At 38.3% G+C, this 15,340-nt stretch carries 17 protein-coding genes; 10 read left to right on the top strand and 7 right to left on the bottom strand.

What is annotated here, in order from left to right; genetic code table 11:
- The first annotated feature begins 188 nt into the window (after positions 1 to 188).
- From B9Y84_RS03520 to B9Y84_RS03485, 8 genes are all read left to right on the top strand, one after another.
- Positions 189 to 1,229, top strand: coding sequence for an N-acetylneuraminate synthase family protein (locus tag B9Y84_RS03520; protein WP_085515703.1), 1,041 nt, complete (start codon positions 189 to 191; stop codon positions 1,227 to 1,229).
- A 62-nt stretch (positions 1,230 to 1,291) separates the two neighbouring features.
- Positions 1,292 to 1,669 (top strand): GxxExxY protein, encoded by a 378-nt coding sequence (locus tag B9Y84_RS03515; RefSeq protein ID WP_085515702.1) that lies wholly within the window; start codon positions 1,292 to 1,294, stop codon positions 1,667 to 1,669.
- 54 nt (positions 1,670 to 1,723) lie between these two features.
- Entirely contained in the window at positions 1,724 to 2,209 is a 486-nt protein-coding gene (locus B9Y84_RS03510; protein WP_085515701.1) for a KdsC family phosphatase, read from the top strand.
- A 110-nt stretch (positions 2,210 to 2,319) separates the two neighbouring features.
- Positions 2,320 to 3,507: a polysialyltransferase family glycosyltransferase gene (locus B9Y84_RS03505; protein ID WP_085515700.1), complete on the top strand. Its 1,188-nt coding sequence runs from the start codon at positions 2,320 to 2,322 to the stop codon at positions 3,505 to 3,507.
- Entirely contained in the window at positions 3,494 to 4,573 is a 1,080-nt protein-coding gene (locus B9Y84_RS03500; protein ID WP_085515699.1) for a glycosyltransferase family 4 protein, read from the top strand. Before B9Y84_RS03505 ends, B9Y84_RS03500 begins: the two co-directional genes overlap by 14 nt.
- Entirely contained in the window at positions 4,573 to 5,715 is a 1,143-nt protein-coding gene (locus B9Y84_RS03495) for a glycosyltransferase family 4 protein (RefSeq protein WP_085515698.1), read from the top strand. Before B9Y84_RS03500 ends, B9Y84_RS03495 begins: the two co-directional genes overlap by 1 nt.
- Entirely contained in the window at positions 5,715 to 6,977 is a 1,263-nt protein-coding gene (locus B9Y84_RS03490) for a hypothetical protein (RefSeq protein ID WP_085515697.1), read from the top strand. The genes B9Y84_RS03495 and B9Y84_RS03490 overlap by 1 nt, the downstream gene beginning before the upstream one ends.
- A gap of 51 nt (positions 6,978 to 7,028) precedes the next feature.
- Positions 7,029 to 8,159, top strand: coding sequence for a glycosyltransferase family 4 protein (locus tag B9Y84_RS03485; RefSeq protein WP_085515696.1), 1,131 nt, complete (start codon positions 7,029 to 7,031; stop codon positions 8,157 to 8,159).
- A 243-nt stretch (positions 8,160 to 8,402) separates the two neighbouring features.
- On the opposite strand, the gene B9Y84_RS03480 is transcribed toward B9Y84_RS03485, so the two are convergent.
- The 7 genes from B9Y84_RS03480 to B9Y84_RS03450 all read right to left on the bottom strand — a co-directional run bounded on the left by B9Y84_RS03480 (position 8,403) and on the right by B9Y84_RS03450 (position 13,264).
- Positions 8,403 to 9,278, bottom strand: coding sequence for a 5-oxoprolinase subunit C family protein (locus tag B9Y84_RS03480; protein ID WP_085515695.1), 876 nt, complete (start codon positions 9,276 to 9,278; stop codon positions 8,403 to 8,405).
- The gene (pxpB, locus tag B9Y84_RS03475) at positions 9,268 to 9,942 is read right to left on the bottom strand and encodes a 5-oxoprolinase subunit PxpB (RefSeq protein WP_176223697.1); all 675 of its coding nucleotides are present in this window, start codon (positions 9,940 to 9,942) and stop codon (positions 9,268 to 9,270) included. Before pxpB ends, B9Y84_RS03480 begins: the two co-directional genes overlap by 11 nt.
- Complete coding sequence (locus tag B9Y84_RS03470) at positions 9,939 to 10,694, bottom strand: 5-oxoprolinase subunit PxpA (RefSeq protein WP_085515693.1); 756 nt, start codon at positions 10,692 to 10,694, stop codon at positions 9,939 to 9,941. The genes pxpB and B9Y84_RS03470 overlap by 4 nt, the downstream gene beginning before the upstream one ends.
- 8 nt (positions 10,695 to 10,702) lie before the next feature.
- Positions 10,703 to 11,914, bottom strand: coding sequence for an Nramp family divalent metal transporter (locus B9Y84_RS03465; protein ID WP_085515692.1), 1,212 nt, complete (start codon positions 11,912 to 11,914; stop codon positions 10,703 to 10,705).
- 166 nt (positions 11,915 to 12,080) lie between these two features.
- Positions 12,081 to 12,323, bottom strand: coding sequence for a type II toxin-antitoxin system BrnA family antitoxin (brnA, locus tag B9Y84_RS03460; protein ID WP_221406407.1), 243 nt, complete (start codon positions 12,321 to 12,323; stop codon positions 12,081 to 12,083).
- The gene (locus tag B9Y84_RS21030) at positions 12,295 to 12,429 is read right to left on the bottom strand and encodes a BrnT family toxin (RefSeq protein ID WP_394334686.1); all 135 of its coding nucleotides are present in this window, start codon (positions 12,427 to 12,429) and stop codon (positions 12,295 to 12,297) included. Before B9Y84_RS21030 ends, brnA begins: the two co-directional genes overlap by 29 nt.
- Positions 12,430 to 12,679: 250 nt before the next feature.
- Positions 12,680 to 13,264: a redoxin domain-containing protein gene (locus B9Y84_RS03450; RefSeq protein WP_085515691.1), complete on the bottom strand. Its 585-nt coding sequence runs from the start codon at positions 13,262 to 13,264 to the stop codon at positions 12,680 to 12,682.
- A 203-nt stretch (positions 13,265 to 13,467) separates the two neighbouring features.
- On the opposite strand from B9Y84_RS03450, the gene mnmA reads away from it, so the two are divergent.
- Both mnmA and B9Y84_RS03440 read left to right on the top strand, forming a co-directional pair.
- On the top strand, positions 13,468 to 14,604 hold the full coding sequence (mnmA, locus tag B9Y84_RS03445) for a tRNA 2-thiouridine(34) synthase MnmA (RefSeq protein ID WP_085515690.1): 1,137 nt from the start codon (positions 13,468 to 13,470) through the stop codon (positions 14,602 to 14,604).
- Positions 14,579 to 15,253, top strand: a complete 675-nt coding sequence (locus B9Y84_RS03440) for a hypothetical protein (RefSeq protein WP_085515689.1) — start codon at positions 14,579 to 14,581, stop codon at positions 15,251 to 15,253. The genes mnmA and B9Y84_RS03440 overlap by 26 nt, the downstream gene beginning before the upstream one ends.
- Positions 15,254 to 15,340 lie beyond the last annotated feature (87 nt).

Raw genomic sequence — 15,340 nt, 5'->3', positions numbered from 1 at the left:
CAAAGGCGCAAAGAAGTATAAAGTTTAAGATTTTATAATACTAACTATTTTTTTCAGGGATAGAAAATCCCTTATATTCACTTTCTATTAAAGTAATTTTAAATAGTAATTTACTCCGCGTCTTAGCGCCTTTGCGGTTAGGAATATTTTCTTAGCGTCTTAGCGCCTTAGCGGTTCAAAAAATAAGCATGATGAGTACATACCTAATAGGAGAAATCGGACAAAACCATAACGGTTCCGTTGATATAGCCAAATTGTTAATTGACAAAGCAGCCAAAGAGGTGGTAGACCCGCTCTTTGGGCAACATTTAAAACCCTGGGATGCAGTAAAGCTCACAAAGAGAGACCTCAATGAAGAGCTATCTGCTTCAGCTATGGCTAAGCCTTATGATAATCCGAATAGCTTTGGTAAAACCTATGGAGAACATCGTGAAGCCTTGGAGCTCAATGATGAGCAGCATTTTGAGTTGTATCAGTATGCCAAAGGCTATGGCTTGGATTTCGTGGAAACTTTATGCGCTATTGGCTGCCTTTCCATGCTAAAATATTTCACTCCGGATCGCCTAAAAGTGGCCAGTCGAGACCTTACCAACTTACCTTTACTAGAAGCTTTAGCAGAGACTAAAATTCCGATTATTTTTTCTACCGGTATGGGCGGGGTGCAGGAAATAGATAATGCGCTGGAAGTGATTACTAAGCATCATGAAAATATTACGATTCTGCACTGCTTGTCGCAATATCCATCTGAATACAAAAATATTAACCTGAAAAGCATTAGCTACTTGCAGGAGCGATACCCCAATTATACCATTGGTTATTCCGATCATTCCATCGGCATTTCCATTCCTACGGCTGCAGTAGCCATGGGAGCAGAGGTGATTGAAAAGCACATCACCTTAGACCGTAGCATGAAAGGGACCGATCAAAAGGGCTCATTAGCACCTGATGGTATGTATAGAATGGTGCGCGACATCCGTAATTTGGAAATGGCATTAGGGGAGAGAAAGAAAGAAGCCAGTGAATCAATAGAAGCGGCCAAGATAAAATTGGAACGTTCCATTGCCACCAAAAGGGACTTAAAAGCCGGAGAGATTGTTAAAGAAGAAGATTTACATATGTTAAGCCCGGGAGATGGGTTTAAGTGGGCGCAAAAAGATCATGTAGTGGGGAAGAAGCTTAAGCAGGACATTCCGAAGGATGAAGTGATTTATAGAGGCATGGTGGACTAGGTTCAGGCTAAGTAGTTTCACGCAGAGATCGCGAAGAAAATATACGCAAAGACCGCAAAGAGATGACAGAGAATAAAATTTCATATAAGTTAATAGGTACTGCTATTGAGTTGCATAGAAATGTGGGTCCGGGCTTGCTTGAATCTGCCTATGAAACCGCCCTTGCTTATGACTTACGAGAGTTTGGTCTCGATGTAAAGCAACAGATTCCTTTGCCTTTTGTATATAAAGAAATTAAAATGGATGTTGGCTACAGAGTTGATTTACTGGTTGAAGATAAAGTAATTATTGAAGTAAAATCAGTAGAAAATTTAGCGCCAGTTCATTATTCTCAATTATTGACCTATTTAAAGTTATCAAATAAAAAACTAGGTCTTTTAATCAACTTTAATTCAAAAATCCTAAAAAACGAAATTCACAGAGTCGTCAATAATTTATAATACTTTGCGCTCTTTGCGTAGAAACCTTTGCGACCTTTGCGTGAAACTAACAATATGCTCCCAAAATTAATACTAACAGACATAGACGGTGTATGGACCGATGGCGGTATGTACTACGACCAGACTGGCAACGAATGGAAGAAATTTAATACCTCCGATTCGGCAGGGGTACTCTTTGCTCGCAAGCTGAGTATTGAAGTAGGCATCATCACAGGTGAAGACACTCAAATCGTACAAAGGAGGGCCGACAAACTCAAAATCAAGCATTTATTTATGGGCATAGCCGATAAACTGCCCGTTGCTCAGAAGTTATGCGATGAATTAGGAATTCAGCTCACCGAAGTGGCTTACATCGGCGATGATATAGGTGATTTGGAACTTTTAAAAGCTGCCGGTATCTCTTCTGCCCCCGCCAATGCTCCTGACTACATCAAAAAGCATGTGGATTATGTAACGAACAAAAAAGGGGGAGAGGGTGCCTTTAGAGAATTCGTTGAGTGGATTATATCTAAAGAAATGAGCATTGAAGAACTATTGTAGGTTTCACGCAAAGAACGCCGAGGAAACACACGCAAAGAGCGCAAAGAATTCTATTTTTCATCTCAGCGTTCTTTGCGTTTTAAGACTTTGCGCCCTCTGCGTGAACTAAGATGAAGAAGATTTTAGTCATATGGCCCACCCACCGAGAAGATTGGATCCTCCCTTTCAAGACCTTATCGGAGGAGTTTGAGTTCATCTTCCTTTCCGGAATCTCTTATGATTCAGAGCAAAAAAACTACGTCAAAGATTTTGCCCGAACTGTTCATTGGTCTGATTATAACTCAGCTAAGCATTTATTAGATTCAATTAAACCCGACAAATTGGTATTCATGTCAGTAGATAGCGGTTTAAACATCGCACTCAATTTGGTAGCAAAGCAAAAAGGAATCCCTAATTATCTATTGCAACACGGCATTTACACCAATTACAAAGACTATAGAAATCGAGAGAAAATCTGGAAAAAGAAAGAATTAGCCGCTCAAAATAATTTAGCCAAAAGCAGTAGTGGTTTTAGTAGTTTTCGATGGATCAATAATTCCTTAGAAGGCTTTAAAAAAGCCTGGTTACTTCCTATCAGCCTATTTATCAAAGCCTCTCAAAAGATTGGCCCCTACTGGGCCGCGAAGCATTTATCCTTTGAAGCCAAGAAGCCCGATCAATACATCTGTTTTTCACCCTTCAATGCTACTATCCATAAAGAACTAGATAAAATAGGAGAGGACAGGATTCAATACATCGGAAGTCCTGAATTGGTGCAGTATTTAAAAAAGGAAGAAGATTTAATCGAAGAAAATTTTTACTTGCACGTCGATCAGGCATTTGCAGAGAATAGCTTTGGAGAGGAAACAGTAAGTAAGGAAGGCATGATTGCTTTCTACCTTAAGCTAAGTGATTTTTGTCTAAGTAAAAATGCAAAATTGTACATCAAGTTGCATCCTGAATCGTATCATTCAGACTGGCTTCCTCGGCACGATAATATTGTCTATTTACGAAAAGTGGATAATTTCAATCGTTATATTCAATCAGCCATAGGCTGTTTTGGTTTTTATTCCACCATGGTGATACCTGCTGTTTATTGGAAACCTACTATTTTATTTACTATTTTCTATTCAGCTTTGCAGGAAGCTTTGCAGGATATTGAGCAAGTGAAAATAGTACCTTTCAGGCAATTTACAGCAGAAGAGTTGGTTTTTAACGCAAGCAAACTCGAGCAGGCTAAATTGATTGATCGATTCTTTTATAGCCGTGAATCTATATCTTTGAAGCTTCTGGGAAAAATATTGCATGCAGAAAATTAAGATTCTACATATTTTATACTCAGGTCAAGGCGGCTTAGGTACCTATTTCATGAACTTTGTGAATAGTGATCAGAAAAAGCAATTTGAACATTTTGTTTTTTTTTATGGGATAGAAGAGCTAGATAAGGAACTGGAAGCCTTTTGCAAAGAACAGCAAATTCCATATCGGTATCAGCGAAAGCAAAGCAAGATTGACTTAAAAGCTCTAGGGAAAGTTTTAGAATTTAGAAAAGAGAATCAAATCCAATATCTTTTACTGCATACTTTTAGTCTAAGTTTTTTGACTATTTTAGGCTTGATAAAAAACTGGAAAGTGATAGCTTTTGATCATACGACCTTAGCGTACAAAACTAAAATTGAAAAGCTTTTCACCTTGGTTAATCATTTATTTGCTCAAAAGATGATTTACTTTTATAAAGGACATTTTGAACAAAATAAGCGCCAATTTCCATTTCTTAGATTTGGTAAGAACACTCATATTATTCCGAAAACGGTCGATATTCATTTTTTTAAACCCGCTCATAAAAAGCTAGACCATCCTCATTTTACTTTGGGTATTACTGCACGCTTAATTCAGGGTAAACGTCATGATTTGATCATAGAGGCGATTAGGACGCTTAAGCAAAAAGGACAAATCGTTCAATTGAAAATTGCAGGCAAAGGGCCAAAAGAAGGGGAGCTTAAGGCCATGGTTACCAATTATCAACTTGATGAAGAGATAGAGTTTGTGGGCTTACTCAACAGAAATCAATTGCTCCATTTCTACCAGTCCCTAGATGCTTATATTCATGCTTCGGAAGGGGAGACAATTTGTTATTCCATTATGGAAGCTCAAGCTTGTGGCTTACCTATTCTAGCTTCTGATGTAGAGGGGATCTCTAATTATTTGCAAGAAGGAAAAGAAGCTGTTTTATTTGAAAATACAACAGAGCATATAAAAAAAGCTATTCTCAAGATGATAAATGATGCTAATCTAGTCGAATTCGGTAATTTTGCCAGAAATCAGGCTGAAGTCTTGTTCAAGAAATACAATAATCCAGAAATGCTTAAGAATTTATTAATTTAATGAAGATTTTATTCATACAAAAAGAAGGCGGTATTTTTGGAGCGGAGAATTTTCAATTGAAAATTATTCCTGCCTTATTAGCGAAGGGTGTGAAGATCGAATTTCTGAGATTATATACCAATTATCAGGGCGGACAAGGAGGAGATTTTGTTGAGAGATTAAACATTTATGGGGTTAAAACCCATGAAATTAATATTGGGAAGTATCCTAAACTAAAAAGCTTAAAACAGATAAAACGGTTGGTGAAAGCAGGTCAATTTGATTTGGTGCATACGCATTTGATTCATGCAGATTTCCATTTAAGTAAAATTAGCCTCCTGCTGGGGGGTGTAGGTTGTCCATGGGTCAGTACCAAGCACGGTTATGATAACGGCTTCACTGCTAAGTTTGGTTTCGATGCTTCCAAACAAGGAATTACGCCTTATTACCTTTTGGCAAGACTATCCGAACGACTTTGCACGAAATCCTATACTATTTCGCATGGGCTTCGAAATTTCTTTATCAAAACCGGGCTTGCCAAACCCAATAAAATGGAAATGATTCACTATGGTTTCGATTTTGAGCCTACTAGCGACCAACTACTGGATGGGCAATTCCGAAAATTCGAGCAACAAATTGTAATTGCCGGTCGATTAATAAATTTCAAAGGCCATCATTATTTATTGGATGCCATCAAATTGTTAATGGAGAAACTTCCTAAAGCGGGTTTAGTCATTGCGGGCAGTGGGGAAATTGAAGGTCAGTTAAAATCCAGAGTAGCTAAGGAAGGACTAAGTGAACATGTCTTTTTTGCGGGCTACAGCAAAGAAGTCATCAAATGGATGTATAATTCTGATCTAGTAGCCGTTCCGTCTATTTCGGAAGGATTTGGAGTCGTTTTTTTGGAAGCTTTTAATTGTAAAAAACCCGTAGTAGCCTGGAATGTTCCTGCCGGAAATGAATTAATGAAAGAGGGGGAAACGGGTTATCTGGTTGAACCTTATAACACCCGTGCATTGGCAGAAAAAATAGCTCATATTCTTAAAAACCCAACTGAAGCAGAAGAAGTTGGCCTCAAGGCACATCAAAAACTAAAGAATTACTTCAATTTGGACCGTATGACCCATGAAACCCTGGCCTTTTATCAATCCGTACTGAAGTAATGGGCGCTATTATTGCCATATTGCTTTTGGTAGGCTTAGCTCAATGGTTAAAGTCGTCTTATATTGTAAAGCAGCCAAAACTAAATAAACGCTACAATTGGGGGGTGTTCTTTAGAATAGTAGGAACGATCGGCTATATCGTGTATGCTCGCTTTTTTAGTGGGGGTGGTGTGGATGCCTGGATATACGATAATTATGCTGCTGCATATGCAGAATATTTTCGCGACTTTGATTTCTCTCCCTTTTATGTTGAAAGTATGTGGCGAAATGGTCAATTGTTCTACACTAATTTTGTGGCCTATCCTGCTGCCTTCTTTATGATTTTCACTTTTGATAATGAGTTTGGTATTTACCTTCTCTTTAGCGCGGTATGCTTTGCAGGTTTGATCTTAATGTTTAAAGCGTTTCGTAAAAATTACTTCTTTTTAGACCAGGCGAATCTCTTATTTTGGATTTTGCTTTTCCCAGCCCTCTGGTTCTGGACCTCCACTATCGGGAAAGATTCTTTTATGTTTTTAGGAATGGGTGTAGTTTGTATGGGGATCACCAACAAGAAGTTGAATTATATTTATATCATGATTGGCTTAGCTATTCTCTACGCTTTCAGACCTCCCACTGCCTACGTAGCTGTTTTGGCATTAGGTTCCTTCTTTATTTTGAATCTGAAAGACAGTTGGCTGCTCCGAATCTTTAAAATTTCAGCGGGATTAGTAATTATTATCTTTTTAGCCAATTACCTTTCAGATCAATGGGGAGTAGAGGAATTCTCCAATGAGGAACTGACAGAACTTCAATCAGGCACTCTCAGGAATAATGAATATGGTACTGGTGTATTAGATGAAAAATCTGGTGGTATTGGTTCAATTCCTCAGGGAATAGTGGATGTGCTAGCCCGACCCTTTTTGTGGGAAATCCGTAATATTTTGACTTTTGCTTCCGCTATAGAGATAAACGCAGTACTCTTTTTGCTTTTTTGGAAACGAAAGTCGGTAGTAAGATTTGTGAAAGATAGCTTAACCAACCGCTTATCCACCTTTACACTAGCCTTTGTTTTTATATACGTGGTCACCGTGGGTCTTTTTGAAAATAATATTGGTCTAATAGCACGTCATAGGGCCATTATCTTCCCTTTCCTTTTTCTCATGGCTTTTGCCTATGATGAGAAAGTCAAAAGAGCTTATCAAAAGTTTATGTGGCAAAGTAGAATGAAAATGCAGGAACAAATCAAAACCAAAGAGAAGGTTGAACAGCGGAACCTATAATCTTTCTAAACCATTCTTTGCGACTTTGCGCCTTTGCGGTTAATTTTACAAATGCACAAACCCACCGCCATTGTCTTCGGCAGCTACCTGCCTTCTGTCATTAACTTCCGAAAGCCCTTACTTACGGCCCTTCAAGGAAAAGGATATAAGGTTATCGCACTTGCCCCAGGCAATGATGAAGCAACAGAAAAAATCTTGGCTGAATTAGGTGTTGATTTTATTCAGGTGCCTTTAGGCAGAACTGGCTTCAATCCATTAAAAGATTATGCCACCTTACAATTCCTTAAAAAGCTTTTTAAAGAGCTTCAGCCAGAGGTAGTCATCACCTACACCATAAAACCCAATATATACGGCAGTTGGGCCGCTAAAGGCCTTAAAAAAGCTAAAGTATTGGCATGGATCACCGGTCTGGGCTATGTTGGTATGGAAGCCGATACTTTTAAAAGAAAATTAGTCCGTTCAGTGATTTTCAGGCTTTATAAAAAAGCCTTTTCAACGCTCCCTTTTATTGCCTTTCAAAATCCGGATGATCAGCAATTTTTCAAAGAGCATCAACTTTTACAAGCAGATACGGCCCAAACTATTACAGCTGGTTCAGGTGTAGATTTAGCACATTATCCAAAGGCGGAACCCCAACTTAATCCTATTAAGTTCTTGCTAATTGCTCGATTGATAGGGGCTAAGGGAGTGAATGAATATATAGCCGCTGCTAAAAATATAAAGCAAAAATATCCTGAAGTAAAATTTCAGCTTATTGGCATGACCGATGAGGGAAATCCCGATTCATTAGAAGAAACAGAACTTAAAGAATTGCATAAAGCCGGAATCATAGACTATTTAGGCTTTCAGTCTGATGTCCGGAAGTACTTAGCAGACTGTTCGGTATTTGTTTTGCCTTCTTATTATCGGGAGGGTACTCCCCGCACCATTTTGGAATCCCTTGCCATGGGAAAACCGATTATTACCACTGATAATCCAGGCTGCAGGGAAACCATAGATGGGGATAAAAATGGTTATTTAATCCCAGTGAAAGATACAAATGCATTGGGTAAAGCCATGCAGTCATTTATTGAAAATCCAGCTTCAATTAAAGAAAAAGGGGAGGAGAGTTACCGTTTGGCAACCGAAAAATATGATGTGAATATCGTGAATGAGCATCTATTCAGCTTTATGGGGATTTAGTTTCGAATGCATGTAAAGCTACCCTCTCGTTGCTCAAAAACCATTTTCGATTTTCTTCAGCTTTTCTGTAGCTACAACCTGTCTAGCACATCATCATACCAACTTACCACAAACACCTAACATCCTACACCAGCGTCCGCCGCCACCAAAGTCCGACCTACGGTACTGACTTATCCCCTCACTTCATACGTCCATCACCCTACATCAAAACATGTCAACCTAAAAACTCGTGAATGTGTGAACCTATATCAAACTAAACCAAATCTCATCACCAGGCTTGAGCTGAGCTAACTGATCCAAATCTTCATCAATAATATTGGCGATTCTTGGGTATCCACCGGTGGTTTGAGCATCATTTAGTAAGATGATAGGCTGGCCGCTGCCAGTTAGCTGGACAGTACCTGGAATAATCCCTGAAGAGATCAATTCTTTTATTTCAGTTGCCTTTTCCAGTTGACTGCTTAATCGGTAGCCCATACGGTTTGCATCATTTGAAACCTTATGACCCTTTCCGAAGAAATTGGCGATGGCGAGTCTGGAAATGCTGTGGAACTCAGGCCCTACTAATACGCGCAACCGCACTTTATTGGATAATGCGGGATAAGGAATCTTTTTGTCCCACAGATTAGTATGGTTGAGGTAAGATGAATTGATATTTATTTTAGTGCCTTTTTTAATCACGCTGTTCGGAGTGGCCTCGGCTACTTGTAAAAGCGGACTGACGCTGTCTTTCCATTTTTTTACCTTCCAATTGCCAGCTACTGCCAAATAGGCTCTACAGCCGGCATTCAATTTATCAAATCGAATCATTGTTCCGCTTTCCAGATAATGAACTTTGTCATTTTCAATGAGAACATTATCAGAGTAGACATCGAAATGTGCCCCGGTTACAGCAATAATGGCATCTGAATCAAAAAGGATTTCTGGACCTGCCATGGTGATTTCTAATAAGGGTTCATCACTTTCGTTGCCCACAATATGGTTTGCCATCGAAGCTGATGACTGATCGAGTGCCCCGCCTTTTGGAATACCCAACTGTTGATACCCCTTTCTTCCATTATCTTGCAATGTGGTCTGCAGTCCGGCTTTTAAAAATGTTAAGGTTAAATCATTCGACATCTTGCTTGATTTTTATGTAGGTTTCAGCATTTATTGATTTGAATTGCACGCGGTCTCCCATTTTCAGTAAAAAGGCATCTTTCCTGTGCGGATCAAATATTTTAAGCGGGGTTTGTCCAATCAGTTGCCAGCCACCTGGTGCATCACTCGGGTAAATGCCAGTCTGTTGTCCTGCTAAACCCACATTTCCTGCTTTTACTTGCTTTCTTGGAGTTGATTTCCTTTTACATTCCAAAGCAACTGGGAGTTTTCCTAGGTAGGGGAAGCCTGGCAGAAAGCCCATCATATATACATCATAAGTTTCAGCAGTATGCAGTGAGATAACTTCTTCTGGCTTGAGATTTAACTCCTGAGCAAGAGAAGCTAAATCGGGTGCATACGCTGCTTCGTAGCATACAGGGATTTCAATGGTGGTGGTTTTTGCTGTGGTTTTGGACGGTTCTATCTCAAGCAACTCAATTTTGGATTTTAAATGCTCATAATCTGTGGTTTTTTTATCAAAAACTACGGTGATAGAACAATAAGCAGGAATTTGATAACTTACCTCCTCAAATTCGCTTATAGCATTGAAATAGCCTTTGACTAAATGATGAATTTCAAGGTCTATTTTTTGCTCAAAATTAATGAGCAAGGCATGAGACCCATAAGGTCTAATCTTCATCATAGCGCTGCGCATTTAACCTTGATGGGGAGATCTAAATGGCGAATACCTTTTAATATTTTCTCTGCCAAGGGATTATCTCCGTGAATACATAAACTATCCACATTCATGGGGATGCGTTTTCCATTTGCTGTTTGCACTTCTCTTTTCTGAGCTATTGCAGTAAATTGATTCAGACTGTCATCAACAGATTCTAAAACTGCACCTTGCTCTTTTCTCGGCATCAAACTTCCATCTTCAAGATAGCGCCTGTCCAAGAATCCTTCTTTTATAAATCTAAACCCAGAATTTTGAGCAATTTCTTGAAAAGGACTCCCTGCCAATCCCAGAATGGCTAAATCAGGGTTAAGTTCTTTTACTGCTAGTAAGAATGTTTTTGCCTCTTTTTCATTATGGGCAATAGAATTATAAAGTGCCCCATGAGCTTTTACGTATTTCAATTCACCACCTTGGCTTTTCACCATGCCCATGAGCGCTGAGATTTGATATTTAATGGAAGCTTTTAATTCTTCATCGGAGAGTATGATTTTTCGCCTACCAAATCCTGCTAAATCCGGATAGGAGGGGTGTGCACCAATTTGAACCTTAAAGTGCAAAGCTTTCTCAATGGTGTTTTCCATGTGAAGGGGGTCCCCACCATGAAATCCGCATGCAATATTGCAGGAGCTGATGTAGGGAAATATGGCACCATCGTTTCCCATTATAAATTGACCAAAACTTTCTCCTAAATCACAGTTAATGTCTATTGAGTTCATTTTTTAGATTAAATAATCCTAAGAGCTGAAAAAATACTTTTTAGGCCTAAGACTAAAGTTACAATAATAACCACAACGCCCATAATGTTAATGAGTTTTGAATTCACATGTTTTCCCATCAGGGCTTTATCGTTCATGATCCATAATAGGTAGATAGCCAAGATGGGAAGCAGTAGTCCATTAGTGACTTGGGCAAATAGTATTAAGGCGGTGGGTCGAAAACCCATAGAGGCAATGATAATGCCTGTCATTAACACCAAAATCCATATCATCTTAAATTTTTTGCTCCGTAATCCGTCCTTCCAATCCAACATTTCCGAAGTAGCATATGCTGCTGCCAAAGGAGCTGTGATACTGGAAGAAAATCCTGCAGCTAAAAATCCAAAGGCCAGAAAAGGAGTTGACCAATCTCCTAGAATGGGTTTTAATTGTGCTCCTAAGACTGTAATTCCATCTATTTCTTGCGGATTCCCTTTAAAAGCTACTGCTGATGTGATCATGATCGCCATTGTAATCACCCCTCCTAAACTAACGGATACTACAGTGTCCCATCTCGAAAGCGAAAGAGAATCGCCCGTTCTCCACTTAGCTTTACTTGCGGATGCATGCAGAAATAAGTTATAGGGAACGACTGTAGTGCCTATTAAACCCACTACCATCAATGCGGCCTTTTCGGGAATGACGGGCATGAAAAGTCCTTTCATTATTTCAGTAAATGAAGGTTGCAAAAGGATGGCTGCAAAGATGAAGACTATGCCCATAATGCTAACCAATAGGATGAGAAATCTTTCTATGTATTGGTACTTTCCCAGAAACAAAAGCGTAAAGGCGGACATGCCAATGAAAAGTAGTAGCAGGTTAATTCCAAATACTTCAGGAACACCCTCAAAACCCATAATGGCACCCGCTAAATTTCCGGACTCATAAGCGGCATTGCCAATTACTATTGCACTGATGACTAATGCGTAACTCAAATATTTCAAAAATTTGTTGGTGGACTTATACCGAATGGCTTCTCCCAGACCCATTTTAGCCTGAGTTCCCAAGCGAGCAGTCATTTCTTGCAATAGGATGGTAGCCAAAATGGAAAATGACATAGCCCAGAGAAGTGTATATCCATAACCTGCACCAGCTATACTTGCTGTTGTGACCGTTCCGGGCCCGATAAACGCTGCAGCAACTATCATTCCCGGCCCTAATTGCTTTAGTTTTTTGAACATTCCCTTTTTTTCCTAAAAGTTAAGGAAATTCATGGGATTGATTTAGTACAGATGACGATCCACTTGAATTTCTATTTTTCTAGTAGGAAAAGAATTGAATTGACCACTTGCGAAGAAGTATTACTGCGATCGAGCAGCGAGTACGCACAAATTGTAGAAATATATTCTACAATGATTTCTCCTTCAGTTTTTCAGATATAAAAACTTTAATAACACTTTGTCGAGTGACTCCCAATCTTTTAGATACCTTATCAAGCTCCGTCACCATCCATTCTGGAAAATCAATGCTAACTCTTTTTGGCTTATTTGAAGGTTTTAAGGCATTTTCTAAATCCAAAAATTCAGTTATATCTTCTCCATTGTCAAATTTAGTATCAAATTCAGATGCTTTTATAGATGTCTTTTTCATTTTCCCTAGATTTTCTAACTGAAATAATCCTAACCTTATCGTTTCGAAAAGTAAAAATTGCAGACCAAAAAACATCATTGATTTTCCCTACTAGCAAATATCTTATTTCATCAATGTTTTTTGCAGGAATAACTACCCTCGAAGGATCATTCCATAGCTTTTTGCCTCACTAAAATTAATTCCATGTTTTAATTTATTTGAATTGCTTTTCTGATGATCAAATTCAAACATAAGGTTTTTATACACAAAAATTAATTAATAATGGTTCAATTTTTATTTGAATTTAAGTGTAAATTACTCTTTTCAAAAAGAAGCTGAGAGATTATTGCTTCTAAGAACAAAAAACCAGTTAGTATTTATACCATCTCTTTTTCATAGTGCTCAAAAATGCTGCTATCGTCAGCAAATTTTTCAATCAATTCAATATCCAATCGATCTGTTAAGCTTTTAGAATAATGCAGTTTCTTTAACCTAAATCCTTTATCTACTAAGAATTCAGCAGGAATTGTATTTAGAGATTCTTGCTCTGTAGGCATATGCATTGGAACACCATTCAGTTTTGCCTTGATGGCAGTTTGAATGAAACTTGTAATGTGGCTTTTTGTAGATATTGATTTAGATTCCTCTAATCCATATTTTGCATAGATTTCCTTTTCAGGATCTGAAATTAATGGTATTGGAGATACTTCTTGGTGAAAACTACTTCTGAGCAAAACACTTTCTTTAGATTCAAAGAAAAAGATCATCTCTAAGCCTTTTGCTTTTAGTTTTTCGTGTACTTTTGTTAAGGCATGTACTCTTAAATTGCAAAAGGGACAACCAGCGTGTCTGAAAAAACCGATTAATAATTTTTTATCTTTATAATCCTCAAGATTGATTTGACGTCCAAAAATGTCCTTTTTATTGAATAAAGGGGCTAATGCAGTTGTATGTAGAGTCATATAAATAATTATATTTTTAATGTTATAACATACAAACGCAAAGGCCCCATCATTTGGTTTTAATTTTCTTCATAAATTTTCTTCTTTTTAACGATTTATTTAAATTCTCATTAACTTTGCACTTTAAACCAATAAAGATTGTTGGTTATTCGAAATAAATGTATCACCAAAGCAGGACTGTGAATCCTGTGAAAACGTGAATTATGAGCAAAAAAGGAAGAGTACTAGTAGCCATGAGCGGTGGAATTGACAGCTCATTGGCAGCCGTTCTATTACATGAACAAGGCTACGAAGTCATAGGAATGACTATGAAAACATGGGATTATGCCTCTTCAGGCAGTTCCAAAAAGGAAACAGGCTGTTGCAGCTTGGATTCCATTAATGATGCCCGAAACTTAGCAGTAAATCTGGGCTTTCCGCACTATATTTTAGATATCCGGGAAGAGTTTGGCGATTACGTAATTGACCATTTTACGGATGAATATTTAGCAGGGAGAACGCCAAATCCATGTGTGCTATGTAATACGCACATAAAGTGGGATTCTTTACTGCAAAGAGCAGATAAATTAGGCTGTGATTATATTGCAACTGGTCATTATGCTAAGGTTAGGGAAGAAAACGGCAGATATATTATCTCCAAAGGGAAAGATTTGAATAAAGATCAGTCCTATGCGCTTTGGGGTGTTTCTCAAGAGAGTTTGAGTCGCACAATTCTGCCTTTAGGTGATTTAACCAAACCTGAAATTCGTAAAATGGCCGAAGATAAAGGCTTTTATGAATTGGTGAATAAATCTGAATCATATGAGATCTGCTTTGTACCTGATAATGATTACAGAGGCTTTTTGAAGAGGAGAGTAGAAGGTTTGGAAGAAGAAGTGAAAGGTGGGGAGTTCGTTTTAGAAGACGGAACCGTTGTAGGGACTCATGAAGGCTACCCTTTCTACACTGTAGGGCAAAGAAAAGGATTAGGGATTGCTTTGGGTTACCCTGTTTATGTTACGGAGATCCAGAAAGATAAGAATAGAGTAGTGCTAGGAACATTTGATGAATTATCCAGAGACGGCATGTATGTAAAAAATCTGGTGATGAGCAAATATACCTCTCTTGACGAGCGTCTTGATTCTGTCACTAAAGTGAGATATAATGATGATGGCGCACCGGCTGTAATTGAACAAGTTGGAGATACCATGAAAGTATTTTTTGGAAATGGCATACCAGCTATTGCTCCAGGTCAAGCAGCGGTATTTTACGAAGGAGATGATGTAGTGGGCGGTGGATGGATCCATTCCTCTTTCAATCAGCAAAAAATAAAAAATGAGGCTTTATCTAATTCTATTTAGTCTCTTACTAGTTTTCACCTCTTGTGAAAATTCAACTGTAGCCCCAAATCAGGCAGTTTTGGGACTACAGTTTTTTCCGATCAATTTCCAGGAAAATGCACGATTCGAAGTGGAAGAAATTAACTACAATGTAGACGGTACTGTCGACACTAGCCGTTACATTGTCCAAGATGAATGGTTGGATTTTGTGGCCACTACAAATGCTGTGAAATTAGAAGGCTATCGTTATAGGATAAATCAGGATGGGAGTAAAGAAGTAGAGTCAACCATCGTAAAGCAACGAACCTCTAGTTTTGGTAGTTTAAAATTGGGTAATTCAGAAGAAGTAAAAATAAGCTTTCCTGTTAGAGAGGGTAAAAGCTGGAATGGCCAACCCCAAGAATTTGAGGAAGATGAGTTTACGATCTTGAGAGCTTTCCAATCTTATGATCTAAATGGTACTACCTATGAAAATACTGTGCAAGTGATTCAAGAAGATAATAATGATTCTATTGCTAATTTCGATCAAAGAATAGAGGTTTACGCAGCTGATTTAGGCCTGATTTATAAAGTATCATCTCAATTAGAATTCTGTAGAGAAACAGAGTGCTTAGGACTCCAAGAAATTGACTTTGGACAAACCATTAGAATGAGAAGGAAATTTGATTAAATTTTTTTGGAATTTAGTGATTTCAAAATCTCAATTTAGATCAAATACTTCCTACTTTACACTCCTCCCTTAGAACCTATTCCCTAG

This window comes from Marivirga sericea, assembly GCF_900177665.1.
GTDB classification, from domain to species: Bacteria; Bacteroidota; Bacteroidia; order Cytophagales; family Cyclobacteriaceae; genus Marivirga; species Marivirga sericea.
The sequence above is the reverse complement of the archived record's forward strand: the minus strand, read 5'-3'. Positions and strand labels throughout refer to the sequence as shown.

Coding starts and splice junctions, on each gene's coding strand:
- B9Y84_RS03520 (WP_085515703.1), top strand. CDS start 189: ATGATGAGTACATACCTAATAGGAGAAATCGGACAAAACCATAACGGT.
- B9Y84_RS03515 (WP_085515702.1), top strand. CDS start 1,292: ATGACAGAGAATAAAATTTCATATAAGTTAATAGGTACTGCTATTGAG.
- B9Y84_RS03510 (WP_085515701.1), top strand. CDS start 1,724: ATGCTCCCAAAATTAATACTAACAGACATAGACGGTGTATGGACCGAT.
- B9Y84_RS03505 (WP_085515700.1), top strand. CDS start 2,320: ATGAAGAAGATTTTAGTCATATGGCCCACCCACCGAGAAGATTGGATC.
- B9Y84_RS03500 (WP_085515699.1), top strand. CDS start 3,494: ATGCAGAAAATTAAGATTCTACATATTTTATACTCAGGTCAAGGCGGC.
- B9Y84_RS03495 (WP_085515698.1), top strand. CDS start 4,573: ATGAAGATTTTATTCATACAAAAAGAAGGCGGTATTTTTGGAGCGGAG.
- B9Y84_RS03490 (WP_085515697.1), top strand. CDS start 5,715: ATGGGCGCTATTATTGCCATATTGCTTTTGGTAGGCTTAGCTCAATGG.
- B9Y84_RS03485 (WP_085515696.1), top strand. CDS start 7,029: ATGCACAAACCCACCGCCATTGTCTTCGGCAGCTACCTGCCTTCTGTC.
- B9Y84_RS03480 (WP_085515695.1), bottom strand. CDS start 9,278: ATGTCGAATGATTTAACCTTAACATTTTTAAAAGCCGGACTGCAGACC.
- pxpB (WP_176223697.1), bottom strand. CDS start 9,942: ATGATGAAGATTAGACCTTATGGGTCTCATGCCTTGCTCATTAATTTT.
- B9Y84_RS03470 (WP_085515693.1), bottom strand. CDS start 10,694: ATGAACTCAATAGACATTAACTGTGATTTAGGAGAAAGTTTTGGTCAA.
- B9Y84_RS03465 (WP_085515692.1), bottom strand. CDS start 11,914: ATGTTCAAAAAACTAAAGCAATTAGGGCCGGGAATGATAGTTGCTGCA.
- brnA (WP_221406407.1), bottom strand. CDS start 12,323: ATGAAAAAGACATCTATAAAAGCATCTGAATTTGATACTAAATTTGAC.
- B9Y84_RS03450 (WP_085515691.1), bottom strand. CDS start 13,264: ATGACTCTACATACAACTGCATTAGCCCCTTTATTCAATAAAAAGGAC.
- mnmA (WP_085515690.1), top strand. CDS start 13,468: ATGAGCAAAAAAGGAAGAGTACTAGTAGCCATGAGCGGTGGAATTGAC.
- B9Y84_RS03440 (WP_085515689.1), top strand. CDS start 14,579: ATGAGGCTTTATCTAATTCTATTTAGTCTCTTACTAGTTTTCACCTCT.